This is a genomic window from Spirillospora sp. NBC_01491 (assembly GCF_036227065.1).
In the GTDB taxonomy this organism is placed as follows: domain Bacteria; phylum Actinomycetota; class Actinomycetes; order Streptosporangiales; family Streptosporangiaceae; genus Spirillospora; species Spirillospora xylanilytica.
The window spans coordinates 8227866-8252532 of record NZ_CP109432.1 but is presented as its reverse complement, the minus strand read 5'-3'; the positions used below and the strand labels follow the sequence as shown (position 1 = coordinate 8252532).

Annotated in this window: 21 protein-coding genes; 9 read left to right on the top strand and 12 right to left on the bottom strand. The window is 74.0% G+C overall.

The genetic code is table 11. The features are described 5' to 3' along the window. Positions 1–244: 244 nt before the first annotated feature. Complete coding sequence (locus tag OHA34_RS38335; protein WP_285936309.1) at positions 245–4489, top strand: HAMP domain-containing protein; 4245 nt, start codon at positions 245–247, stop codon at positions 4487–4489. Positions 4490–4579: 90 nt separating this feature from the next. Then, positions 4580–5263: a response regulator gene (locus OHA34_RS38330; RefSeq protein ID WP_285936310.1), complete on the top strand. Its 684-nt coding sequence runs from the start codon at positions 4580–4582 to the stop codon at positions 5261–5263. Between the two features lie 93 nt (positions 5264–5356). On the opposite strand, the gene gltX is transcribed toward OHA34_RS38330, so the two are convergent. Continuing rightward, the gene (gltX, locus tag OHA34_RS38325; protein WP_285936311.1) at positions 5357–6766 is read right to left on the bottom strand and encodes a glutamate--tRNA ligase; all 1410 of its coding nucleotides are present in this window, start codon (positions 6764–6766) and stop codon (positions 5357–5359) included. A gap of 26 nt (positions 6767–6792) precedes the next feature. Continuing rightward, complete coding sequence (locus tag OHA34_RS38320; protein WP_329520325.1) at positions 6793–7368, bottom strand: TIGR03086 family metal-binding protein; 576 nt, start codon at positions 7366–7368, stop codon at positions 6793–6795. A 104-nt stretch (positions 7369–7472) separates the two neighbouring features. Here OHA34_RS38320 and OHA34_RS38315 point away from each other — a divergent pair, with 104 nt between their 5' ends. Beyond that, positions 7473–8312: a helix-turn-helix domain-containing protein gene (locus OHA34_RS38315; RefSeq protein ID WP_285936313.1), complete on the top strand. Its 840-nt coding sequence runs from the start codon at positions 7473–7475 to the stop codon at positions 8310–8312. Between the two features lie 146 nt (positions 8313–8458). Continuing rightward, a complete protein-coding gene (locus OHA34_RS38310; RefSeq protein ID WP_329520324.1) occupies positions 8459–8965 on the top strand; it encodes an NUDIX hydrolase in 507 nt (168 codons plus the stop codon). Between the two features lie 21 nt (positions 8966–8986). On the opposite strand, the gene OHA34_RS38305 is transcribed toward OHA34_RS38310, so the two are convergent. Next, entirely contained in the window at positions 8987–9748 is a 762-nt protein-coding gene (locus tag OHA34_RS38305) for an SDR family NAD(P)-dependent oxidoreductase (RefSeq protein ID WP_329520323.1), read from the bottom strand. Positions 9749–9945: 197 nt separating this feature from the next. On the opposite strand from OHA34_RS38305, the gene OHA34_RS38300 reads away from it, so the two are divergent. Further along, positions 9946–10578, top strand: coding sequence for an HNH endonuclease family protein (locus OHA34_RS38300; RefSeq protein WP_329520322.1), 633 nt, complete (start codon positions 9946–9948; stop codon positions 10576–10578). A gap of 169 nt (positions 10579–10747) precedes the next feature. Here the strand turns inward: OHA34_RS38300 and OHA34_RS38295 are convergent, their stop codons facing one another. Continuing rightward, on the bottom strand, positions 10748–11248 hold the full coding sequence (locus OHA34_RS38295; protein ID WP_329520321.1) for an HAD domain-containing protein: 501 nt from the start codon (positions 11246–11248) through the stop codon (positions 10748–10750). A gap of 151 nt (positions 11249–11399) precedes the next feature. Between OHA34_RS38295 and OHA34_RS38290 the strand changes: the two genes are divergently transcribed. After that, on the top strand, positions 11400–12227 hold the full coding sequence (locus tag OHA34_RS38290; protein WP_285936318.1) for a PIG-L family deacetylase: 828 nt from the start codon (positions 11400–11402) through the stop codon (positions 12225–12227). Here OHA34_RS38290 and OHA34_RS38285 read toward each other — a convergent pair. Further along, the gene (locus OHA34_RS38285; RefSeq protein WP_329520320.1) at positions 12196–13395 is read right to left on the bottom strand and encodes an ARPP-2 domain-containing protein; all 1200 of its coding nucleotides are present in this window, start codon (positions 13393–13395) and stop codon (positions 12196–12198) included. The two genes, OHA34_RS38290 and OHA34_RS38285, sit on opposite strands and share 32 nt — an antisense overlap. Beyond that, positions 13392–14828 (bottom strand): hypothetical protein, encoded by a 1437-nt coding sequence (locus OHA34_RS38280; protein ID WP_329520319.1) that lies wholly within the window; start codon positions 14826–14828, stop codon positions 13392–13394. The genes OHA34_RS38285 and OHA34_RS38280 overlap by 4 nt, the downstream gene beginning before the upstream one ends. A gap of 283 nt (positions 14829–15111) precedes the next feature. Here OHA34_RS38280 and OHA34_RS38275 point away from each other — a divergent pair, with 283 nt between their 5' ends. After that, entirely contained in the window at positions 15112–16179 is a 1068-nt protein-coding gene (locus tag OHA34_RS38275; protein ID WP_285936321.1) for a phosphotransferase family protein, read from the top strand. A gap of 56 nt (positions 16180–16235) precedes the next feature. Continuing rightward, positions 16236–16757 (top strand): GNAT family N-acetyltransferase, encoded by a 522-nt coding sequence (locus tag OHA34_RS38270; protein ID WP_285936322.1) that lies wholly within the window; start codon positions 16236–16238, stop codon positions 16755–16757. Between the two features lie 3 nt (positions 16758–16760). On the opposite strand, the gene OHA34_RS38265 is transcribed toward OHA34_RS38270, so the two are convergent. The 6 genes from OHA34_RS38265 to OHA34_RS38240 all read right to left on the bottom strand — a co-directional run bounded on the left by OHA34_RS38265 (position 16761) and on the right by OHA34_RS38240 (position 22331). Next, positions 16761–17696, bottom strand: coding sequence for an oxygenase MpaB family protein (locus OHA34_RS38265; RefSeq protein ID WP_443029609.1), 936 nt, complete (start codon positions 17694–17696; stop codon positions 16761–16763). A 43-nt stretch (positions 17697–17739) separates the two neighbouring features. Continuing rightward, positions 17740–17970, bottom strand: a complete 231-nt coding sequence (locus tag OHA34_RS38260) for a phosphopantetheine-binding protein (protein WP_285936324.1) — start codon at positions 17968–17970, stop codon at positions 17740–17742. A gap of 14 nt (positions 17971–17984) precedes the next feature. Next, positions 17985–18635, bottom strand: a complete 651-nt coding sequence (locus OHA34_RS38255) for an isochorismatase family protein (protein ID WP_285936325.1) — start codon at positions 18633–18635, stop codon at positions 17985–17987. Positions 18636–18645: 10 nt separating this feature from the next. Next, positions 18646–20262 carry a (2,3-dihydroxybenzoyl)adenylate synthase gene (locus OHA34_RS38250; RefSeq protein WP_329520317.1) on the bottom strand — a complete coding sequence of 539 codons (1617 nt, stop codon included), beginning with the start codon at positions 20260–20262 and terminating at the stop codon, positions 18646–18648. Beyond that, a complete protein-coding gene (gene dhbC / locus OHA34_RS38245; RefSeq protein WP_285936327.1) occupies positions 20262–21479 on the bottom strand; it encodes an isochorismate synthase DhbC in 1218 nt (405 codons plus the stop codon). Before dhbC ends, OHA34_RS38250 begins: the two co-directional genes overlap by 1 nt. Positions 21480–21551: 72 nt before the next feature. After that, positions 21552–22331 (bottom strand): 2,3-dihydro-2,3-dihydroxybenzoate dehydrogenase, encoded by a 780-nt coding sequence (locus OHA34_RS38240; protein ID WP_285936328.1) that lies wholly within the window; start codon positions 22329–22331, stop codon positions 21552–21554. Positions 22332–22482: 151 nt separating this feature from the next. On the opposite strand from OHA34_RS38240, the gene OHA34_RS38235 reads away from it, so the two are divergent. Further along, positions 22483–24666 (top strand): iron chelate uptake ABC transporter family permease subunit, encoded by a 2184-nt coding sequence (locus tag OHA34_RS38235; RefSeq protein ID WP_329520316.1) that lies wholly within the window; start codon positions 22483–22485, stop codon positions 24664–24666. The last annotated feature ends 1 nt before the right edge of the window (position 24667 follow it).

The window sequence follows — 24667 nt, the reverse complement described above, 5'->3', positions numbered from 1 at the left end:
GATGGCCTCGGGCCGCCTCCCCGGGGGAAGGCACCGTCCGGGGCCGGATATCGGCGGGTCCGCCACCACAACACGACAGACCGTAACACGAAGGCTACAAGCACAGGACCCTGCCCCTTGCCCGTTACGTCCCGTGCACGGTCGGGGCCGGGGCTCCAGGGCAACGTAGAGTACTGATGCAGCCCTACCAAGGTGTCCGTGGATTCCGGGTACCCACTCATCGCGGGCCAGGAGGATGAACAGAATGCCCCGTACCGCGTCTCGGTCCCGCCGCATCGGCGGCGGGTCCCGCGACACCGCTCCGCGCTACAGCGACGCCGACCTCGAACCACTGCTCAAGGCGCTCGTGGCGGTGCGGGACGGCAAGGCCCGCGCGGAGCTGAAGGTTCCCGGCGAGGGCGCCGTGGCGGAGGCCGCCGCGCTCCTGGAGGAGATCCGGGAGAACGGCGAGCAGCTGACCTCCGGGCTGAGCCGGGTCCGCCGCGAGATCGGCCGGGAGGGCCAGCTCCGGGGCAGGCTGACGCCGGGGGTGCTCCAGGGCACCTGGGCGGCGGCCGCGGAGGACGCCAACGCGATCATCGACAAGCTGACCGAGCTGGCCACCGGGATGGCACAGGTGGTGGAGGCGGTCGCGGCCGGCGACCTGAGCCAGCGGGTCGAGCTGCGGGTCCGCGGCCGACCGATGCGCGGCGAGCTGCTGCGGATGGCCAAGTCGGTCAACGGGATGGTGGAGCTGCTCGACGGGTTCACCTGGGAGGTCACCCAGTTCGCCCGGGAGGTCGGCACCGAGGGCCGGCTCGGCGGGCAGGCCACCCAGCGCGGCATGACCGGCCGGTGGCGGGACGTGACGGCCGCGGTGAACGTGATGGCCAGCCGGCTGACCGCACAGGTCCGCGACATCGCCGAGGTCACCACGTCGGTCGCCAAGGGCGACCTGACCCGCAAGGTGACGGTGGAGGCGACCGGTGAGCTCCAGGAGCTCAAGCTCACCGTGAACACGATGGTCGACCAGCTCTCGGCGTTCGCCGACGAGGTCACCCGGGTCGCCCGCGAGGTCGGCACCGAGGGGCAGCTGGGCGGCCAGGCCAACGTGCGGGGCGTCAGCGGGGTCTGGAAGGACCTCACCGACAACGTCAACGCGATGGCCAACAACCTGACCTACCAGGTCCGCAACATCGCCCAGGTCACCACCGCCGTCGCGGAGGGCGACCTCGGCAAGAAGATCACGGTGGACGCGCAGGGCGAGATCCTCCAGCTCAAGGACACCGTGAACCAGATGGTCGACACCCTGTCGGCCTTCGCCGACGAGGTCAGCCGGGTCGCCCGCGAGGTCGGCACCGAGGGACGCCTCGGCGGGCAGGCCCGCGTCCCGGGCGGCGCCGGGGTGTGGAAGGACCTGACCGACAACGTCAACGGGATGGCGTCCAACCTGACCTACCAGGTCCGCAACATCGCCCAGGTCACCACCGCGGTGGCGCAGGGCGACCTGACCAAGAAGATCACGGTCAACGCGCAGGGCGAGATCCTCCAGCTCAAGGACACCGTGAACCAGATGGTCGACACCCTGTCGGCCTTCGCGGGCGAGGTGACCCGCGTCGCCCGCGAGGTCGGCACCGAGGGACGCCTCGGCGGCCAGACGAAGCTGCACGGGGTGAGCGGGGTCTGGAAGGACCTCACCGACAACGTCAACGGCATGGCCAACAACCTCACCGTCCAGGTCCGCGGGATCGCGCAGGTCACGACCGCCGTCGCGCAGGGCGACCTGACCAAGAAGATCGCCGTCGACGCGCAGGGCGAGATCCTCCAGCTCAAGGACACCATCAACACGATGGTCGACACCCTGTCGGCCTTCGCCGATGAAGTCAGCCGGGTCGCCCGCGAGGTCGGCACCGAGGGACGCCTCGGCGGCCAGGCCCGCGTCCCGGGCGCGGGCGGGATGTGGAAGGACCTCACCGACAACGTCAACGGGATGGCGTCCAACCTGACCTACCAGGTCCGCAACATCGCCCAGGTCGCGACGGCGGTGGCGCACGGCGACCTGACCCGGCGCATCGACGTCAACGCACAGGGCGAGATCCTGGAGCTGAAGACCACGCTGAACACGATGGTCGACACGCTGTCGTCGTTCGCCTCCGAGGTCACCCGCGTCGCCCGGGAGGTCGGCAGCGAGGGCCGGCTCGGCGGGCAGGCCGAGGTCGAGGGCGTGTCGGGCACCTGGAAGCGGCTGACCGAGAGCGTGAACGAGCTGGCCGGCAACCTGACCACCCAGGTGCGGGCGATCGGCGAGGTGGCGAGCGCGGTCGCCACCGGCGACCTGACCCGGTTCATCTCGGTCGAGGCGCGCGGCGAGGTCGCCGAGCTCAAGGACAACGTCAACCTGATGGTCGCCACGCTGCGCGAGACCACCCGCGCCAACGACGAGCAGGACTGGCTCAAGACCAACCTGGCCCGGATCGGCGGGCTCATGCAGGGCCACCGCGACCTCCTCCAGGTGGCCGAGCTGATCATGCGGGAGCTGACCCCGACGGCCAGCGCCCAGTACGGCGCGTTCTACCTCGCCGAGAACACCGGCGAGGAGACCGAGCTGGTCCTGATCTCCGGGTACGGCAGCCGCAAGAGCCGCACCGGCGCGGCGCGGTTCGCGCTGGGCGAGGGGCTGGTCGGGCAGGCCGCGCAGGAGCGCCGGACGATCCTGATCGCCGACGCGCCCGCCGACTACGTCAAGATCGGTTCGGGGCTCGGCGAGGCGGCCCCGGTCAACATCATCGTGCTGCCGATCGTGTTCGAGGACAGCGTGCTCGGCGCGATCGAGCTGGCCTCGTTCAGCCGGTTCACCGACGTCCATCTGGCGTTCTTCAGCCAGCTGATCGAGACCATCGGGGTCACGCTCAACGCGATCCGCGCCAACACCCGCACTGAGGCGCTGCTGGCCGAGTCTCAGCGGCTGGCCCAGGAGCTCCAGGAACGGTCCGACGAGCTCCAGCGCCAGCAGGGCGAGCTGCGGCACTCCAACACCGAGTTGGAGGAGAAGGCGGCGCTGCTGGCCCAGCAGAACCGGGCCATCGAGATCCAGAACTTCCAGATCGAGCAGGCGCGGCGCACGCTGGAGGAGCGGGCCGAGCAGCTCGCGATCTCCTCGCGGTACAAGTCGGAGTTCCTGGCGAACATGTCGCACGAGCTGCGCACCCCGCTCAACAGCCTGCTGGTGCTGGCCAAGCTGCTGTCGGAGAACCCCGGCGGGAACCTGACCGACAAGCAGGTCGAGTTCGCGCAGACCATCCACGACTCGGGCACCGACCTGCTGGAGCTGATCAACGACATCCTGGACCTGGCCAAGGTCGAGGCCGGGAAGATGGAGCTGCACCCGCAGCGGCTGTCGGTCGCGGCGCTGGTCGACTACGTCGAGGCGACGTTCCGCCCGCTGTCGGTCGACAAGGGGCTGAGCTTCAGCGTGGAGGTGGCGCCGGACGTGCCGGCCACGCTCAACACCGACGAGCAGCGGCTTCAGCAGGTGCTGCGCAACCTGCTGTCGAACGCGGTGAAGTTCACCGGCGAGGGCGAGGTGCGGCTCCGGATCGAGCGGGCCGGTGAGATCGACTTCACCCTGCCGGTGCTGTGGAACACCCCGGACGTGATCGCCTTCCGGGTGATCGACACCGGTATCGGGGTGAGCGCCGACAAGCTCCAGGTCATCTTCGAGGCGTTCCAGCAGGCCGACGGCACCACCAGCCGCCGCTACGGCGGGACCGGCCTCGGCCTGTCCATCAGCCGCAACATCGCGCGGCTGCTGGGCGGCGAGATCCACGCCGAGAGCGAGCCCGGCCGGGGCAGCGTGTTCACGCTGTTCCTGCCCGCCCAGTACACCGAGCCGGACGGACGGCGGCGCTCGACGCTGCCGATGGACGAGGCCGTCGGCGCCGCGGACGCGCCCGGCCTCATGCCGGCCGGGATGCGTGGCATCGCCCCGAGCACGGCGCGGCCGTCGATGGAGGCGGCGCTGCCGGCCGACCGGCAGGCCAAGCCCGCCGACCGTCCGGGCAAGGCCGAGCCGGAGCTGAACGGGCTGATCGAAGAGCCGCCCGCCGACTTCCTCGACACGATGCTGTCGGGCCGCAAGGTGCTCATCGTCGACGACGACGTCCGCAACGTGTTCGCGCTGACCAGCGTGCTGGAGGGGTACGGGATGGAGGTGCTGTACGCCGAGGACGGCCGGGCCGGTATCGACGTGCTGCACCGCAACCCCGACGTGGCGCTGGTGCTGATGGACGTGATGATGCCGGGGCTGGACGGCTACGCGACCACCGCGGCGATCCGCGAGATGCCGCAGTTCGCCGAGCTGCCGATCATCGTGATCACGGCGAAGGTGATGAAGGGCGACCGGGAGAAGAGCCTGGAGTCCGGCGCGTCGGACTACGTCCCCAAGCCCATCGACGTGGACCATCTTCTTGACGTCATGCGGAACTGGCTGCAACCCTCCATCGTCCGCTGAGACGGGAGGAGCGCGGACAGTAAGGTCACCCGTGGGCCCGCTGCCCGGCGATGGCCTGCGGGCCGTATTGGGATCGGAGAGATAGCGCGCGTGGACGACAAGGCGAAGATCCTGCTGGTGGACGACCGCGATGAGAACCTCATCGCGCTGGAGGCCATCCTCAGCTCGCTCGATCAGGACCTGGTCCGGGCCCGCTCGGGCGAGGAGGCGCTGAAGGCGCTGCTCACCGACGAGTACGCGGTCATCCTGCTGGACGTCGTCATGCCCGGGATGGACGGCTTCGAGACCGCCCGCGACATCAAGCGCCGCAAGAAGACCCGCGATCTGCCGATCATCTTCCTCACGGCCGTCAACAGCGATCCCGACTACGCCTTCCGCGGCTACGCGGCGGGCGCGGTCGACTTCATCTCCAAGCCGTTCGACCCGTGGGTGCTGCGCGCCAAGGTGTCGGTGTTCGTGGAGCTGCACAACAAGAACAAGCAGCTGCGCGACCAGACGACGCTGCTGCGCGAGCAGGCGGCCCTGCTCCGCGAGCAGGCGGCGCTGTTGCAGTCGCGGGACGGCGACGGCCCGTCCGGCGGGAGGGGCGGGGCGAGCGGTGTCCGGCCGGGCGAGGCCCCCGAGGTCCTCACCCGGCTGGCGGCGGTGCAGGAGCAGGCCGACACGGTGGCCAAGCGGATCCCGCCCGCGCTCCGGCCCGAGTACGACGAGCTGGAGCAGCGGCTCGGCGACCTGCGCTCGGTGCTCGGCCCTTCAGAGGACCCGGGGCTCTGACGGCCCGGGACGCCGCCCCGCGGCGTCCGTGACCCGGCCCGGGGGCGAGGCGGTCGTGATGGCCACCCCCGCCCCGGGTCCGGGGCGGTCGCGTCAGGACGCGGCGAGCTTCGCGCGGGCGGCGGCGAGGCGGGCCAGGGTGCGCTCGCGGCCGAGGATCTCCAGGGACTCGAACAGCGGCAGGCCCACCGTGCGGCCGGTGACGGCGACGCGGACCGGGGCCTGGGTCTTGCCGAGCTTGAGGCCGCGCGCGGTACCGACGGCCTCGAGCCGGTCCTTGAGCTCGTCGGCGCGCCACGGCGCGTCGCGATAGGCGTCCTCGGCGGCGGCGAGGATCTCGGCGGCGGGCTCCTTCATCGCCTTCCGCCAGGACTGCTCGTCGTAGGGCGGCTCGTCGAGGAAGGCGAAGTCGACCATCGGCACGATCTCCGACAGCACCGCGACGCGGGTCTGCGCCAGCGGGGCGAGCAGGGCGAACACCTCCGGGTCGGCCTCGAACGGGGCGTCCTCCAGGAAGGGCAGGCACTCGGCGGCGAACCGGTCGGCGGGCAGCGCCCGGATGTAGTCGCCGTTGATCGCGCGGAGCTTCTTGACGTCGAAGAACGCGGGCGAGGTGTTGACGTCGTCGATCCGGAACTCCCCGACGATGACGTCCCACGGGAGGATCTCGCGGTCGTCGGCGGGGGCCCAGCCGAGCAGCATCAGGTAGTTGCGCATGGCCTCGGGGAGGTAGCCTTCGGCCCGGTAGTCCTCCAAGGCGACCTTGTCGCGCCGCTTGGACAGCTTCTGCCGCTTCTCGTTGACGATGACCGGGACGTGTGCCCACACCGGCGGCTCGGCGCCGAGCGCCTCCCACAGCAGCTGCTGCTTGGGCGCGTTGGACAGGTGCTCCTCGCCGCGGACCACGTGGGTGATGCCCTGGCTGATGTCGTCGACCGCGTTGGCGAGCAGGAACGTCACCGATCCGTCGGCGCGGGCGATGACGAAGTCCTCCAGCACGGCGTTCTCGAAGACCGGCTTGCCGCGCAGCAGGTCGACGACGGTGGTCTGGCCCTCGTCGGGGGTGCGGAAGCGCAGGGCGCGGCCCGGCCCCGGCTCCAGGCCGCGGTCGCGGCAGAAGCCGTCGTAGCCCTTGTGCTGGTCGCCGGTGCGGGCCATGACGGCGTCGCGGGTGCAGTCGCAGTAGTACGCGCGCCCCTGCTCAAGAAGCGTGCGGGCCGCGCCCTGGTGCTTGTCGGCGTTGGCCGACTGGAAGTATGGGCCCTCGTAGGCGCCGCCGTCCATGCCGAGCCAGGCCAGCGCCCGGATGATGCCCTCGGTCCACTCCGGGCTGTTGCGGGAGGCGTCGGTGTCCTCGATCCGCAGGACCAGCGTGCCCCCCGCCTGCTCGGCCATCGCCCAGTTGAACAGGGCCGAGCGGGCCCCTCCGACGTGGAACATGCCGGTCGGGGACGGTGCGAAGCGCACCCGGATGGGAAGAGAGGATGACGGCGTGGAAGACATGCTCCCAGCCTAGAGCGTCCGGCAGGTCAGGGCTTCCAATCTGGGTCGCGGCCGGACAGCCCGAGCAGCCGGTCGAGCTGCGGGGACTCCTCGGGGACGGGCACCTCGGGGCCGAACACGGCGTACTCGCGGGCCATCGCGGCCGTCGGCACGAGCTGCCGGTGGGCGGCTTCCACGAGGTCGGCGGGCAGGTCCGGGTGCTGGCCGGTCGCGACGGCGAGGTCCCAGCCGTGCAGGACGAACTCGCCGAAGACGATCCCGCCGATGTAGGCGGCGGACATGCCGCCGCCTCCGCTCAGGCTGGTGTCGCCCTCCCAGGCGGCGGGGTCGGTCCACGCCTCGGCGGTCTCGCGCGCCTGGACGGCGAACCTCTCGGCCCAGCCGGGCTCGGCGGTGAAGTCGTGGTCCTCCCCAGGCGCGGGCGGCGGCTGCTTGCGGGCGGCGGTCCCGGCCCGTCCGGTCCAGAGGATCAGATGGTTGAGCAGTGCCCGCACGTCCCAGTCCGGGCAGGGCGTGGGCGAGCCGAGCCGGCCGTCCGGGACGCCCCGCACGATCCGGGCCACCCCGTCGGCCGCGGGCACCATCAGGCTCCGCAGTTCCATGACATCCCCCTCGATCATCAGTTCGAACGACGGCCCCACGGTAGGCACCGGTCCCCGCCGCCGTCTTGAACAAACGCGCCAGTCCTGATCATTACCCTGGGGGCATGACCGGTATCCCGCCGAACGGCGCGCGGGGGATCCTGCACGCGCGGGCCGCCGAGGAGCGCTTCCAGGTCCGCCGGATCGCACCGCCTGCGGGGCTGGCGGCGCTCGTGGAGTTCTTCTGGCTGCTGCGGTGGGACCTGCGCGGCCGGCCCGCGCACCGCCAGCGGGTGCTGACCCGGCCGTCGGTGCACCTGACCTTCACGAGCTACCTGACCACCGGCGCGACCCGCGCGCGGATCGTGGGCGTGGTGCGGGACGACTTCGTGGAGGAGATCGCCGGGGAGGGCCGGGTGGTCGGAGCGGCGTTCCGTCCCGGCGGGTTCCGCCCCTTCCTGGACGGGCCGGTCTCGTCGGTCACCGGCCGGTTCGTCCCGGTGCCGGAGGTGTTCGGCGGGGCGGGCCGCGCGCTCGGCGAGAAGATCTTCGCGACGCCGGACGGCGGCGCGGCGCTCGGGCTGTTGGAGGCGTTCCTGTCCGGGCTGGGCGCCGAGGCCGGCCCGCAGGGGGAACGGGCCGCGCGGGCGGTGGACCGGATCGCGGCGCGGCCGGGGCCGGTCCAGGTGGGCGAGCTGGCGGACGGCCTCGGCATGAGCACGCGCAGCGTACAGCGGCTCTTCCACGAGTACGTGGGCATCGGCCCGAAGTGGGTGATCCGGCGGTTCCGGATGCAGGAGGCCGCGGAGCGGGCCGCCGCGGGCGGCGGCGTGGACTGGGCGGCGCTCGCGGCCGAGCTGGGCTACGCCGACCAGGCCCATTTCACCCGCGACTTCACCGCGTCCGTCGGCACCTCCCCCGCCCGCTACGCGCGGGACGCCGGGCCGCGTCCGGGGGGTGCCTGAGAGGATCGGCGCATGACCGCCCCCCTCGTCCCGGCCCCCCTGACCGATCTCGCCGCGTTCCGGGACTCGGCCGCCCGGCGGCTGGGCGCGTTCCGGCACACCTCCGTCGCCGACGCGGCCGGGCTGCGCCGGGCCGGTGTGGCCGTGTGCGTGCTCGACCACGGCGGCGTCCCCTCGGTGGTCGTCATCAAGCGCGCCTACGGGGGCGGAACGCGGGCCAGTGGGGCCTGCCGGGCGGCCGGGCCGAGGAGGGCGAGGCCCCGGAGGAGGCCGCGCTGCGCGAGCTGGACGAGGAGGTCGGGCTGGCCGCGGGGACGGCCGACGTGCTCGGCCGGCTCGACGACTTCCCGGCCGCGTCCGGCTTCGCGATCACGCCGGTGGTGGTGGTCCTCGACGATCCGGGGCCGCTGCGGCCCAGCCCGGACGAGGTGCACTCAGTGCACCACGTGACGCTGGAGCTGCTGGCCGCCGACGGCACGCCGCGGTGGGTCCCGCAGCTGGACGGGGGGCGGCTGCTCCAGATGCGGCTCGGCCCGGAGTGGCTCGTGCACCCGCCTACGGGCGCGATGCTGTGGCAGTTCCGCGAGGTGGTGCTGCTCGGCCGCGAGGCGCGGGTCGCCGACTTCGTCCAGCCCGACTGGACGCGCAACTGAGGCGGGTCCGGGAGCGTCCGGTCAGAACGTCCCGCCGTCGACGACAACGCGCTGGCCGGTGACGTAGGAGGCGGCGCCGGAGACCAGGAACCGCACGACGTCGGCGACCTCCTCGGGCGAGCACACGTGCCCGTACGGTGAGGTGGCGTCGTGCTGCCGGATGTCGTCGACGCCGGTGGTGGCGCGAGCCAGGCGGCGGCCCATCTCGGTGTCGACGAGGCCGGGCGCGACGATGTTGACGTGCGCCCCGTTCGCCCGTTCCTCCTTGGCGAGGGTCCGCGCGAGCGCCTCCATCGCCGCCTTGCCCATCGCGTACGGGCCGCTGAACGGCGGGAAGACGTCGGTGATCACGCTGGAGACGAAGACGATGTCGCTGCGGCCCGCGCGGCGCAGCAGGGGCAGCAGCGCCTGGGTGAGCTGGTGGGGGCCGAGGGCGTGCACGCCGAGCACCCTCGCCGGCTCGGCGGGGTCGGTGTCGGCGACGGAGTGACCGCGGCTGGCGATCCCGGCGCTGTGCACCAGGATGCCGAGGGCGCCGAGGTCCTCCTCCACGCGGGCGGCCAGGCTCCGGCAGTCGTCGAGGGAGTCGACGGACGCGCGGAACGCGTGCCCCTTGGACCCGGCGGCCTCGATGCCGGCGACGGTCTCGGCCGCCGCCGCCTCGTCGCGCCGGTAGGCGATGGCGACCTCGGCCCCGTCGGCGGCGAGGCCGAGGGCGATGGCCCGGCCGATCCCCCGTCCGCCTCCGGTGACCAGCGCGACACGGCCGGCGAGAGAACTCATCGGACACTCCTTCGTCAGGGCCACTGCGGCGGTCCCCATCCTGCCGGTGGGCGGCGCCCGGCGTAAGTGGCCCCCGGCTCGCCGGGCGGGCGCGTGAACGTCACCCGATCGTGATCTGCGCTTACCAAATAGACATATCGCCTTTATCCAACTATTTCAGACTGGCGGCTCGTGCTCCCGAGCGAAAAGGAGTTCCCGTGAAGCGCACGGGGATCATCGCCACCGCTCTCACCGCCGCCGCCCTCTCCTCCACCGCGCTGCTCGCGCCCCCCGCCCTCGCCGATCCGCCCGCCCCGCCCAGCGCGTCCGTGGCCGCCCAGCACCTCGCCGGGCTCACCGTCGCGGCCGAGGGCTCCATGACGGGCTACACGCGGGAGAAGTTCCCGCACTGGATCACCATCTCCGGCACCTGCAACACCCGCGAAACCGTCCTCAAGCGGGACGGCAGCGGCGTCCAGGCCGGCGACGACTGCGCCCCCACCTCGGGCACCTGGACCAGCCCCTACGACGGCGGCACCTGGACCCAGGCGTCCGACCTCGACATCGACCACATGGTCCCGCTGGCGGAGGCGTGGCGGTCCGGCGCGAGCGGATGGACCACCGCGCAGCGGCAGGCGTTCGCCAACGACCTGGACAGCTCGCAGCTCTGGGCCGTCACCGACAACGTCAACCAGTCGAAGAGCGACAAGGACCCCGCCCTGTGGACACCGCCCCTGGCGTCGTTCCACTGCATGTACGCCCGGTCGTGGATCGACGTGAAGTACCAGTACGACCTGACCGTCGACTCGGCTGAGAAGCAGGCGCTTTCCGGGTTGCTCGACTCCTGCTGAGCACCCGCGCCCTCCCGGCGGGTCCCGGCCGATCCCCTCCCATCGGCCAGGGCCCGTCGGGCCCCTCCACCCGCCGCGCCTCCCGCGCACGCGGGGACTGTCAGTCGGCCACGCCCACCAGATGGGTGCGCAGCCTCCCCAGCGACGGCGGACCGGAGGCAGGGAGGGATCAGCCGGAGAGGCGGGCGAGCCACTCGGCGGCGCGTTCGATGTGGCCCTCGTCGAGGCCGGTCGCGGGGTCCACCCAGACCAGGAGGTGCTCGCCGGAGTCCGGTTCGGCGGCGACGGAGCCGGCGGCGTCGGGCTCGTCCTCGAACCAGGCGAAGGGCCGCCCTGCGGCCCAGGCCACCACGTGCCGCGCCTTCCAGGCGCCGAGGGTGCCGCCGGCCGCGGGGCCCGGGAACCCCGGGATCGGCACGAACGGCAGCTCGGGCAGCCCGACCAGCGGCGCGATCCACTGGTTGGCCTCCTCGCACCAGTAGCTGGCCCAGGTGAGCTCGGCGCCGGTGGACTCGGCCAGGTCGAGCAGCATCCGGCCGTGCCCGGCGTTCAGCCAGAGGCGGTAGGAGACACCGCGGGGCGAGCATCGATGCCGGCGGAAGCCGCGATGCGGCCGTTCCAGCGGATTGAGCACGCCGTCAATGTCGAGGAGAATCACCGGCGACCCCATACCGGGACCGTACGTCATCACCGCCGCGCGGTGCGGCCGCTCCGGGCACGATCTTCATCGCGGCCGGTCAGCGTGGCGGCCACAGCCGGCCCCGGGCGGCGGCCCGCCGCTCTGGCCCGGCCGTGCCGCCCGGGACCGTAGGCTGGGTGGAATGGAGCCCGAACTCACCCTTATGGCGGTCCACGCCCATCCCGACGACGAGGTCCTCGGCACCGGCGGCCTGCTCGCGCGCTGCGCCGCGGAGGGCATCCGCACCGTGCTGGTCACCTGCACCAACGGCGACGCCGGCGACGATTCCGGCGGGCTCAAGCCCGGCGACGCGGGGCACGACGCCCCCGAGGTGGCCCGGCGCCGCCTCGCCGAGTTGGAAGAGTCCGCGCGGCTGCTCGGCATCGACCACGTGGAGGTGCTCGGCTACCGCGACTCGGGCATGGTGGGGTGGGCGACCAACGACGACCCCGCGGCCTTCTCCAACATCGCGGCCGGGGAGTCCGCCGGGCGGCTGGCCGAGCTGATGGAGCGGTACCGGCCGCAGGTCGTCGTCACCTATGACGAGAACGGCGGATACGGGCACCCCGACCACATCCAGGCGCACCGGATCGCGGTCGCCGCGGCCGAGAGCACCGGCATCCCCGACAAGCTCTACTACACCGCGATGCCGCGCAGCGGCATCAAGCAGATGCTCGACTACGCGGCCTCGGCCGGCCTCGACCTCGGCTTCGAGCCGGACGACGACTTCGGCACCCCCGACGAACTCGTCCACGGCGTCGTCGACGTGTCCGCCCACTTCGACAGCAAGCGCAAGGCGCTGGAGGCGCACGCGAGCCAGGGCGACAACATCTTCCTGCTGCGCCTGCCCGAGGAGGTCCAGCGGCTGGTGTTCGGCACCGAGGCGTTCACCCGCGTCTTCAGCCGAGTGGCCGTCCCCGACCACGAGGACGACCTGTTCACCGGCCTGCGTGCGGCCGCGTCGGGGTGACCCGCTTGGGCCGCTGGACGGTGCGGCCCCTGCGCGCATCCGCGCGGTAGCGGTTCAGGACGTCCTTGCGCAGGAGGTAGCCGAAGCCGGCGCGCTCCAGGCGCAGGCCGAGGCCGGTCGCGTCGGTGCCGAGGGCGGCGGCGGTGTCGGCGATGTTCCAGCCGTGCGCGGCGAGCCGGCTGAGCAGGTAGCCGCGCTTGACCTGGCTGTCCGACAGGCGGAACGTCTTCAGGTAGGCGACGCCGCCGCCCTCGCCGGTAATGACCTCTCCGATGTGGTTCTCGCGGCGCAGCGCGAACGACGGCAGGAACCGCGAGAGGACGAAATCGTCGATGTACTGGACGTGCTTGTACGAGCCTTCCCTGTCGAACAGCCGCGCCGCCATGACGTCGTCGTGGAACTCCGCCCATTCCCGCTGCCGCAGGGCCGCCTGGGCGCGCAGGTCCGCCAGTGAGCGCACCGACGTGTCGTCGATCCTGGCGGCCATGTCCTGCACGTGCAGGCCGAGCAGCCCGTACTGGTAGATCTGCTCGCCGTACAGGTCCTCGATCAGCGTGGCGTGCAGGGCCCGGTAGTCGTCGGGGTGCGGGACGGCGAACGCGCCGGCCAGGGCGTCGAGGACGTAGACCAGCACACCGCACTGGCCCGGCAGAATCTCGAAGACGCGCAGGGCGTCCTCCAGGCCCTGCACCCGGGCGCCGGTGTAGGCCCTCTCGGCGCGCGGCGAGAGGCCGTGCGAGAGCGCGGAGCGCGACCACTCCTCCCAGGCGATCTCGGGACCTCCGAAGTGGAGCGCGAGGTAGCCCTCGACGGCCAGGTGCTGCGGCAGGAACCGCAGCCGGTCCTTGGCCACGCGGCGGGCCATGCGGCGGGTCTTCTGCACCGGCACGCGGGACGGCGGCCTGCGGAGGTCCTTGTCGAGCAGCCGGGTGCCGTAGGAGGCGGCCGGGTCCTCGCCGTCGACGTAGGTCGCGACGAACGCGTGCGGGATGAAGGAGGTGTAGGACGTGCCGTCGCCCACGTCGACGACCGGGGAGCCCTCCGCGTAGGCGCGGCGGTGCAGGCGCAGGTGCGGGACGGGCTCGTCGCGGACGAGCGGCACGAGCCGGACCGAGCCCCAGGTCTGCGCGGGACCGGTGTCCAGCCCCTCCAGGGTGAACGGGATCATGCCGGCTCCCCCAGGAAGCGGGCCGCCTGCTCGTCGAAGTAGCCGCGCAGGTCGTCCAGCCCGACGCGGCCCTCGGCGAAGCGGGCCAGCTCGACCAGCGCGGGCAGGTCCTCGGCGTCGCGGACGCCCGCGGTGGGCACCGACGGCGCGAGGCGGCGCACGTCGTAGCCGCTCGCGTCGTACACCGGGTTGAGGTGGGTGATCGCCACGCGGCCCTCCGGGTCGAGCCGGGAGCGCCAGATCCGCAGCACGTCGGCGGCGAGGCCGGGCGGCGCGTTGTCCCAGCCGTCGGAGACGACGATCAGACGCTCGGGCGCGGTGTCGAGCGCGTCGAGGAGGCGCATACCGAGCGGGGTCGGGCCGTGCGGGAACAGCAGCAGCGCGTCGGTGCGGCCCGACAGCCACAGCGGCCTGTACGCGCCGGGCGCGGCGAGCGCCTCCAGCAGGTAGTGGCCGGCCATCGCGACGGCGAGGGGACGGTGCCGCTTCTGCGCGGAGCCGGAGGTGGAGTGGCTGTCGTCGAGCACGGCGGTGACCCGGCCCCACGTCCCGGCGCGGTGGCCGGCGACGCGGCGCGCGGCGGACCGGAGCGCCCCGGTCAGCTCGGCGCGGCGCTTCGAGCGGTCGTCCAGCGTGAGCGACAGGACGTAGGAGGCGAGCCGGGTCGGGCCCATCGCGGCCAGGTCGGTGTTCCGGCGGATCGCGCTGGTCTCGCCCACCTGGGCGTTCTCCTGGAGGCGGAACCGCTCGAGCCGCGTCATGCGGGGCTCGATGCGCTCCAGGAAGCGCTCGCGGGGGATGCCGTACTTGGCGGCGAAGCCCTCGGCGACGGTGAACGGCAGCTCGTACAGGGCGGCCTGCTCGTAGTGGGCGCGGCGCCACGTCTCGAAGAGCGGGGTGCTGAACCGCTTGACCGACTGCGGGGCGAACAGGAACCGTGCGAGCTCGCCGTCCAGCGGCAGGTGCGCGTGCCGGGCGGCCGACTTCACCCCGGCGCGGTACTTCACCGCGTCGAACGCCGGGTCGCGGCGGCCGGCCAGCCAGTCGCGGATGATCGCGCGGGTGCGGCGGTTGTTGACCCCGGCGCGGCGCAGCGCGCCGAACAGGTGGTACACGCGGTGCTGGGGCAGCAGCTCCAGCCGGCGCGCGATGAGGCGGCCCTCTCGGCGGCGGGACTCCACGTCCACGTCGCCGGCGTGCACCAGCAGGTTGAAGACGATCAGCATCGCGTTGGTGTCGTTGACGTTCAGCGCGAGCGCTCCCGCGTACAGGTCGCGGTAGTTCTCCCGCATGTACGCGTGCAGGAAGCTCAGCGAGAGCTGCTGCTCCCTCGCATCGTGGTGGAACTCGCGCTGGCCGGTGGAGGTGATCGCCGCGTTGACGAACATCAGTGCGTCCTCGCAGGCGATCAGGCCCGCGATGGTCTCGCTCATGGCATCCCGCGATCGGCGACGGTGGTCGGGGGCCGGCCGGGGAATGGGGGCGCGAACGGCGAACAGACGCGATCGAAGCGGGTTGCGGAAGTCGCACCGGAGTCCCGCGGCCGGCTCCCGAACCGTAGCACCACCGGATGTGGGTCTTCCGCCTATTTACGGACGGTACGTGGCGGGGTGCCGGTCGGCGCGGATCCCGGTGTCGTGCGAGTCCGGAGCCTGACTGCATGCGCGTGCGGCATTGTTGCTCTCCGGAACGACCGTGCGCCTGAAAGGGGTCGCCGTGGAGCAGCCTGAGCAGATCGACCCGGAGCTCGTGGACTTCGCCGTCCTGGACGGCTGGATGGACGCGGAGGGGCTGCCGGGCGGGCCCTTCGAGAACGCCGCGCACCTGTCCGGCGGCACGCAGAACGTGCTGATCCGCTTCAGCCGCGGGGGCCGTGACTACGTGCTGCGGCGCGGCCCCCGGCATCTGCGGGCCAGGACCAACGAGGTGCTCCGCCGCGAGGCGCGGGTGCTGGCGGCGCTCGACGGCACCGGCGTGCCCGCGCCCAGGATCATCGCCGCCTGCCCGGACGAGCGGGTCATGGGCGGCGCGGTGTTCTACCTGATGACGCCGGTGGAGGGCTTCAACGCCTCGGTGTCCCTGCCCGAGCGGCACACCCGCGACGCGGCGGTGCGGCACGCGATGGGCCTGAACGCGGCGCGCGCGCTGTCGGCGCTCGGGGCGGTCGACCACGAGGCCGTGGGCCTGGCCGGGTTCGGCAAGCCCGAGGGGTTCCTGGAGCGGCAGGTCGGCCGCTGGACGTCCGAGCTGGAGTCCTACCGCGAGCTGGCGGGCTATCCCGGGCCCGACATCCCCGGCCTTGGCCGGGTCGCGCGGTGGCTGGAGGCCGGGCGGCCCGCGACCTGGCGTCCCGGGGTCATGCACGGCGACTACCACCTGGCCAACCTGATGTACTCCCACGGCGGGCCCGGCGTCGCGGCGATCGTCGACTGGGAGATGTGCACGATCGGCGACCCGCTGCTCGACCTCGGCTGGCTGCTGGCCACCTGGCCGGGCGACGACGACGAGAGCGCGGCGCTCGCCGGGCCGCTCGGCGACGCGGGCGGGCTCCCCGGGCCGGACGAGCTGGTCGCCGCGTACGCCGAGCGGGCGGACGCGACGGCGGGCCGCGACCTGTCGGCCATCACCTGGTACGCGGTGCTCGCCTGCTTCAAGCTCGGCATCGTGCTGGAGGGCACGCACGCGCGCGCGTGCGCGGGGAAGGCCCCGAAGGAGACCGGCGACCTGCTGCACTCCATCACCTTGGGCCTGTTCCGCCGCGCGGAGGCGTTCATCGCCGCCTGAGCCGGTGTCTCCGGGACTCGCGGGATATGCCAGTATTCCGGGCAGTGGAGGTGGGCATGGAGATCATCCGAGGCGGTGCCGCGGACGCGCCGCTGATCCTGGCGATGCTGGACGGTGCCGTTGCGTGGCTCGTGCGGAACGGGCGTCCCGGCCAGTGGGGCTCCGAGCCCTGGTCGGCGGACCCCAAGCGGGTGGAGCGCATCACCGCCATCGCGCGCGACGAGGACGTCTGGGTCGCGCGGGTGGACGGCCGTCCGGCGGGCGTGATGGCGACCGGTCCGGCGCCGCCGCACTACGTCTCGGCCGCGGACGAGCCCGAGCTGTACATCGGCCTGCTGGTGACCGACCGCGAGTTCGCCGGCCACGGCGTCGGCTCGGCGCTCATCGCCCACGCCCTCGACGAGGCGCGGCGCCTGGGCGTCGGCCTGGTGCGGGTCGACTGCTATGGGGGCGACGACGGCCGCCTGGTCGGGTACTACCGGGGCAACGGCTTCGACCCGGTCCGGACGTTCAACGTCGGTGAATGGCCCGGGCAGCTGCTCTCGCAGCGCGTCGACTCGCCTCCCGCGTCCGCCTAGCACCTAGGCGGACGCACGGGTGGCGGGAGCCCCGGCGTCGTCCGGGTCGGCGCGGACGCGCAGCAGGTTGCGGCGCGACGGGATGCCGCACTCCTCCAGCCGGGTGTGCAGGTCGGCCATCAGCTCGCGGGTCTCCGGCTTGAACGCGCGTGCCCGCAGCTTCGACGGGACGGCGATGACGCCGAGCCGGGCGAGCCTGAGGCCGACGCCGACCAGCGGGCCGGCGCCGGGGAACTCGGGCAGCGCCCGGTAGTGGTCGCGGGCCCAGCGCGGCAGCGCGTAGTAGGCGAGCGCGCCGACCGGGAACCACAGCGCCTTGAGCGGCGCGAGGAACCGCAGCTTGTGCGGCACCCTCGGCCACAGCAGGAAGCGCACGGTCGCGCGGGACTCGGGGATCACCCGCAGGTCCAGGTCGGTCCGGGCCGCCGCGAAGTAGGCGTCCATCTCGGCGACGCCGCCCGGGACCTCTTCGGCGTGCAGGCCGACGTAGGTGGCGGTGTGCCGCTGCTCGTCGTAGTAGCGGTCCTTCTCGGCGCGGGTGAGCTTGAGGCCGCCGCGCTCGATCACCTCCAGGTAGGAGGACACCTCGGCGCAGTGCACCCACAGCAGCAGCTCGGGGTCGTCGACCCGGTGGGTGCGGCCGGTGTCGGGGTCCTCGATCCGCAGCCGCTTGTGCACGCCGCGGACGCGGGCGCCGAGCCCGGCCGCCTGCTCCGGCGTGCCGACGGTGGTGACGGCGACGAAGTTGGCGGTGTTGAAGAGCCGTTCGAGGGGTTCCCGGAGGAAGTCGGAGTTCTGCCAGACCCCGCGCATCGTGGTCGGCTGCAACGCCTGCAACATGAGCGCCCGCACCCCGGCGATCATCATCAGCGGGTCGAGCACCACCCGCCAGGACACGGTCTCGGGGCCGTGCACGATCAGTCTCCGCGTGTTCACCATAGTAAGCACAGGCTTACCCCATCCGGGCCGTCCGGTCCAGTGGTCAGCGGCCTCCCCCCGAGAGCAGGGCGTGCCAGCCGGCGAGGGTGGGCGTCTCGGCCAGCTCGGCGAAGCCGATCTCGGCGCCGCGGTCCCGCCACCGCTCGATCAGCATCATCACCCGGATCGAGTCGAGCCCGGCGTCGATCAGGTCGTCCTCGAAGCCGAGCTCGGCCGGGTCCAGGTCCAGCAGTCCGGCAACGTCGGAGCGCAGCTCGTCGCGCGTCTGATGCACGGTCTTCCTCTCCTTCAGGCGGTGCCGGCGGCGACGCCGCTCAGCGCGTCCGCGAGGCGGGCGGTGGTCGTCGTGGTCGCGCAGCGCTGCGCGGCGTAGGTGAGGGCGGCGCGGTGGTGGCCGGCGGAGAAGTCGGCGACGGCGTCGGCGACGAAGAACGGCTGGACGTCGCGCGAGAACGCCTCGACCGCGGTGGTCTGGCAGCCGATGTGCGCGTACACGCCGGTGACGATGAGCTGGTCCCGTCCGGCGGGCAGGAGCAGATCGGCCAGGTCGGTCCGGACGAACGCGCTGTAGCGCCACTTGGTGAGGACGGTGTCGTCCTCACCGGGCGCGAGCTCGTCGACGATGCCGCGCTCGCGGGCGGTGGGGCCGATGCCGTCGCCCCAGAAGTCCCGCAACAGGCCGCGCTGCTCGCGGGTCTGCGCGCCGGGCTGCGCGGAGTACACGACGGGGACGCCGGTGGCGGCGGCGACGGCGCGGAGCCGGGCGATGTTCTTTAGCAGGGCGGGCAGCGGGTCTCCGGCGTAGGCGTCCAAGAAGTAGTTCTGCATGTCGTGGACGAGCAGGACGGCGCGGCGCGGGTCGGGCGTCCAGCGCACCCGGGGCTCGGGCAGGTCGTGCTCGGCGGGCATCGGGTACGGGGCGATGGCGGGGATGGCCATGGGCCGGCTCCTATCGAGGGGGCGGGACGGACGGGCCGCGGGCGAGCCCGCGGGCGAGGGCGGCGCGCAGGTCGCGCTTGCTGACCTTGCCGACGCCGGTGTGCGGGAAGCGCTCGGTGAACTCGATCCGGTCGGGGATCTTGTACGCGGCGATGCCGCGCCCGCGCAGGAACGCCTTGAGCTCGGGGGCCCGAGGCGGCGCGCCGCGCGGGATCACCACGGCGCAGGTGCGCTCGCCGAGCAGCGCGTCGGGGACGGCGACCACGGCGGCGTCGTGCACCGCGGGATGGGCCAGGAGGTGGTTCTCGACCTCCTCCGCGGCGATCTTCTCGCCGCCGCGGTTGATCTGGTCCTTGGTGCGGCCCTCGACGATCAGGTGCCCGTCCGCGGTGCGGCGGACGACGTCGCCGGTGCGGTAGAAGCCGTCCGGGGTGAACGCGGCGGCGTTGTGCGCCTCGGCCCGGTAGTAGCCGCGGATCGTGTACGGGCCGCGGGTGAGGAGGTGCCCGGTCTCCCCCGGCCCGACGTCGCGGTCCGCGGCGTCGACGACGCGGACCTCGTCGGCCGGGGAGATGGGCCGTCCCTGGGTGCCGACGCGCACGTCCTCGGGGTCGTCCAGCCGGGTGTAGTTGACCAGGCCCTCGGCCATCCCGAAGACCTGCTGGACGGCGCAGCCGAGGGCGCCGCGCACGCGGGCGGCGGCCTCGGCGCCGAACTTGGCGCCGCCGACCTGGAGCACCCGCAGCGACGACAGGTCGTGCCGGGCGGCCCGCGCCGCCTCCATCCAGACCAGCGCGAGCGGCGGGACGAGCCCGGTGATCGTGACGCCCTCCCGCTCGATCAGCGGGAAGGCCGCGTCCGGGCCGGGCCGCGGCGCCATCACGACCTTCGCTCCGGCGGCGAGCGCGCCGAACACGCCGGGCGAGCTCATCGGGAAGTTGTGCGCGACCGGCAGCGCGCACAGGTAGACGCTCTCGGGGGTGAGGCCGCAGATCTCGGCGCTGGCGCGGAAGCTGTAGAGGTAGTCGTCGTGGGTGCGCGGGATGAGCTTGGGCGTCCCGGTCGTCCCGCCGGAGAGCTGCATCAGCGCCACGTCGGACGGGTCGGGGCCGGGCAGTCCCACCGGGTCGGCGTCCAGGTCGGCAAGCGCGGTGAACTCCTGCGCCTCGCCCGCGACGATGACGCGGCGGGCCTTCAGCTCGCGGGCCAGGGCGCGGTGGTCGAAGCCCGCGTGCCGGTCGGGGACGATGTAGGCGGCGGCCCCGGCGTGCTCCAGGAAGTAGCCGATCTCGGCGGCGCGGTGCGAGGGCAGCGCGAAGACCGGGATCGCGCCGAGCCGGAACAGCGCGAAGCAGACCGCGAGGAACTCCGGGACGTTCGGGAGCTGGACGACGACCCGGTCGCGGTCGCCGATCCCGAGGCCGCGCAGCCCGGCGGCGAGGCGGTCGGCGCGCCGGTCCAGTTCGGCGTAGGTCCAGCGGGCCTCGCCGCCGACGACGGCCGCGCGGTCGCCGTGCTCGGCCGCCGCGTCCCGCAGCAGCGTGCCGAGCGTCCGGCCGCGCCAGTACCCGGCCGCGCGGTAGCGGGCGGCGTACTCCTGCGGCCAGGGGACGGCACCGGGCAGCATCAGGCCGTCGCCTCCATGTCCCCGGCGTCGTCCAGGCCGAGGGCGCGCAGCAGGGTGCGGAACTTGGCGGCCGTCTCGGCCAGCTCGCCGGCGGGTTCGGAGCCCGGCACGATCCCGGCGCCGGCGAACAGCCGCAGCACGCGGCCCTGGGCCTCGGCGCAGCGGATGGTGACCGCCCACTCGCCGTCGCCGGACGCGTCGCACCAGCCGACGGCGCCGCCGTAGAAGCCGCGGTCGAAGGGCTCGAGCTCGGCGATGACGGCGCGGGCGGCGGGGGCGGGGGTGCCGCAGACGGCGGGGGTCGGGTGGAGCGCGACGGCGAGGTCGAGCGCGGTGACGCGCGGGTCGGCGAGGCGCCCGGTGACGCGGGTGCCGAGGTGCCACATGGTGTCGGTGCGGACCAGCGCGGGCCGGGACGGGACGTCGAGCCGCGGGCAGTACGGGCGCAGGGCGCGGGCGACGGCGTCCACCACGAGGGCGTGCTCGTGCAGGTCCTTGGCCGACTCCAGCAGCGCGGCGGCGCGGCGCTCGTCCTCGGCGGGGTCGGCGCTGCGGGCGGCGGACCCGGCGAGCGGATGCGAGACGACCTCGGACCCGCGCCGGGAGACCAGAAGCTCGGGGCTCGCGCCGAGCAGCGTGCGGTTCCCGGGGTGCCCCGCGACGGTCACGGCGTAGAGGTGGCCGTGCGGGTCGCCCGCGGCGAGGTTGCGCAGGAGGCGGGCGGCGTCGACCCGTCCGGCGGCGGTGAGGTGCAGTGCCCGTGCGAGGACGACCTTCTGGAGGCCGCCGCCGGCGAGCCGGCCGAGCGCCTTCGCCACGGCGCGCTCGTACTCGGCCGGTTCGGGAAGCGACCGGATCGTGACGCGTGGGACGGGCGGCGGCTTGTGGTCGTGCCCGAAGCGGGCGGGCGGCGCGCCGGTGGCGGGCCCGGTCCGCTGCACGGTGGCGGGGACGAACAGCCGCGCGGGCGCGTCGGGCCGGAAGGGCAGGGCGCCGACCACGATCGGGTCGCGGTGTCCCGACCGGGCCGCCGTGCCGAGGGCGCTCGCGGCCCGTCCGGGCAGGGTGCGCGGGGCGTGCGGGGCGGCGGGGACGTCGGCCCAGGTGCCCTGGGCGAGGAGGGTGCGTTCGGGCGAGGAGAAGAAGAACGAGGATCCCGGCCGGTAGTCGGTCAGCAGCCCGGCCGCGTCGGTGGCGACACCGTGGGCGGTGGTCATGGGGCAAACGGCCCTTTCGCTCGGGGACGGAGGTCCGGGTTCGCTCGGGGACGGAGGTCCCCGGGGGGGCGGTCAGCCGCGCAGGGAGGCGCCGCCGTCGACGTAGAGGTCGTGCAGGGTGATGTGCCGGGCCCGGTCGGACACCAGGAACCGGACGGCGTCGGCGACGTCGGCGGGATCGGCGACGCGGCCGAGCGGGATGCCCGTCCGGTAGGCGGCGGGGTCGCCCTCGACGGCCGAGCGGACGCCTTCGGCCGGGTCGGCCCACAGGTCGCGCTGCATGGCGGTGTCGGTGGAGCCGGGCGAGACGATGTTGCAGCGGATGCCGTGCTCGGCCAGCTCCAGCCCGAGGCACTTGGTGTACTGCACCGCGGCGGCCTTGGACGCGGCGTAGGCGGCGAGCTGAGTGCGGGGTACCCGGGCGGCGTTGGAGGCGACGGTGACGATCACGCCCGCGCGGCGCGGCACCATCCTGCGGGCGACGGCGCGGCAGGTGTGGAGGACGCCGCCCGCGTTGACCGCGAGGGTCGCGGCCCAGTCGGCGTCGGTCACCTCCAGCGCGGGGCCGGGACGCAGGATCCCGGCCGCGTTGACCAGGACGCCGATCGGGCCGAGCTCGCGTTCGGCGCGTCCGGTGAGGTCCTCGACGGCGGCGGGGTCGGACACGTCGGCCGGGCAGGCCAGCGCGGGGCCGGGGAGCCCGGCCGCGACCGCCGCGGCGCCGGCCGCGTCGACGTCGACGACCGCGACGCGGGCGCCGGCCTCGGCGAGGGCGCGGGCGACGGCGGCGCCGATGCCCCGGGCCGCCCCGGTCACCACGGCGGTCCTGCCCTCGATCCCGGTGCGGTCCATGCGGCTCCTCGCTCGGCGGCGAACTGACTTAGGCAAACCTAAGTTAGGGATACCTTGCCTAAATTCGCGGACCGGGCGGCGGCCGTCAACCCCCGGCCGCGGGTGATCGTCATCACTGGGGTTCGAAGGAAAGTTAGGTTAGCCTTCCCTTATGTCTTCGCCGTCCGCCGTGTCCGCCGCGCCCCGGGCGACGCCCCCGGCGCCCGCCGCGCGGCCGTCCCGCACCGGCGGCCCGCGGGTGCTCGCGGTGCTCGGGGGCCTCGCCGCGCTGGTCGCCGCGCTCGCGCTGGTCTCGCTGCTGGTGGGCGCCGGCGACACCCGTCCGGGCCAGGTGATCGGCTATCTACTCGGCCGGGCGGACGCCCGCGACGACGGGCGGCTCCACACCGTCGTGGCCACCCTGCGGCTGCCGCGCACGCTCGCGGGCCTCGCCCTCGGAGCGGCGCTCGGGCTGGCGGGCGCGCTGCTCCAGGCCGCCACCCGCAACCCGCTCGCCGAGACCGGCCTCCTCGGGGTGAACGGCGGCGCGGCGCTCGGCGTGGTCGTCGGCATCTCCGCCTTCGGCGCCGGAGCGGGCTTCGGCTACGTCCCCTGGGCGCTCGGCGGCGCCCTCGCCGCCAGCCTGCTGGTGCTCGTGCTGGCCGGCGCGGGCCGCGCCGGCGCCTCGCCGCTGCGGCTGGTGCTGGCCGGCGCCGCGATCACCGGCACCGTCGGCGGCCTGATCAACTTCATCGTGCTCGGGTCGGGCCGGACCTACGACGAGTACCGGTTCTGGGTGCTGGGCTCGCTGGCCGGCGTCACGGCCGAATCCCTCACCGGCGTGCTGCCCGTGCTGGCCCTCGGCGCGCTGGCGGCGCTGCCCGCGATCCGCCCGCTGTCGGCGCTGTCGCTCGGCGACGACGCCGCCCGCGCGCTCGGGCACCGCCCCGCGGTCACCCGCGTGACCGTCGCGGTCGCGGTGACGCTGCTGGCCGCCGGGTCGGTCGCGCTCGCCGGGCCGCTGACCTTCCTCGGCCTGGTCGCCGGGTACGCGGCGCGGCGGCTGATGGGCCCCCGGACCGGGGCGCAGCTCGCCGCCGCCGCCCTGGTCGGCCCGGCGGTGCTGGTCGCCGCCGACGTCGTCGCCCGGGTCCTGATCAAACCGTTCGAGACGTCGGTGGCGCTGGTCCTGGCACTGATCGGCGGGCCGCTGCTGATCGTGATGGTGCGCTCAAGGAACGTGCTGCTGCTCGGCACCCCCGGCGACCTCTCCGGCTCCGGCGGCGCGTCCCGCACGGCGCCCGGGGCGCGCCGCGCACGGCGGGCGGCCGGGCCGGGCGACAGCCTCGTCCTGCGGAGCGGCGGCCGGTCGGTGCTGATCCCGCGCCGCGGGGCGCTCGCGGTGCTCGGGCTGGCTGCGCTGACCGCGCTCGTCCTCGCCGGGTGCGTGGTCCTCGGCTCCTCGGTCCTGTCCCCCGCGGACGCGCTCGGCGCGCTGTTCGGCCGGGGGAGCCGCGCGGCCGTGCTGATGGTCCGGGAGTTCGGCCTGCCCCGGATCGTCGCGGGGATGCTGGTCGGCGCGGCGCTCGGCGCCGCCGGCTGCCTGACCCAGACGCTGGCCCGCAACCGGCTGGCCACCCCCGACTTCCTCGGTGTGAACGAGGGCGCGACGCTCTCGGTCCTGCTCGCCCTGGCGGGCGGCGCCGGCGGCCTCGGCGCGTGGTGGTCGGGGCCGCTCGGGGCGCTGCTGGCCGCCGGGCTCGTCCTGCTGCTGTCGGGCGGGACGGGCGCGCGGGGCTACCGGGTGCTGGTGGTCGGCCTGGCCGTGGCCGCGATCCTGCGCTCGCTGGTCGAGCTGCTGCTGGCCAAGAAGGACCTCGATCTCGCGGAGGCGATGTTCACCTGGAGCGTCGGCAGCCTGAACGGCCGCGGCTACTCCTCGGCCGCCGCGCTCGCCGCCGGGCTCGCCGTGCTGCTCCCGCTCGCGCTGCTCGCCGGGCGGCGGCTGCGGCTGCTGCGCTTCGGCGAGGACGTGGTGCGGGTGCTCGGCACCGATCCCGGCCGGACCCGGCTGCTGGTACTGGCCACCGCGACCGCGCTGGCCGGCCTCGCCGTCGGCGTCGGCGGCCCGATCGGCTTCATCGCGCTCAGCGCCCCCGTCGTCGCCGCCCGCCTGACCGGGCCCGCCCGGGTGCCGCTGGTCGCGTCCGCACTGGTCGGGGCGGTGTGCGTCGCGCTCGCCGACACCATCGGCCGGACCGTGATGGGCGACACCGAGGTCCCGGCCGGGGCGATCGCCGGCATCGTCGCCGGCCCCTTCCTGCTGTACGTGCTGCTGCGCGAGCAGCGCGCCTGAC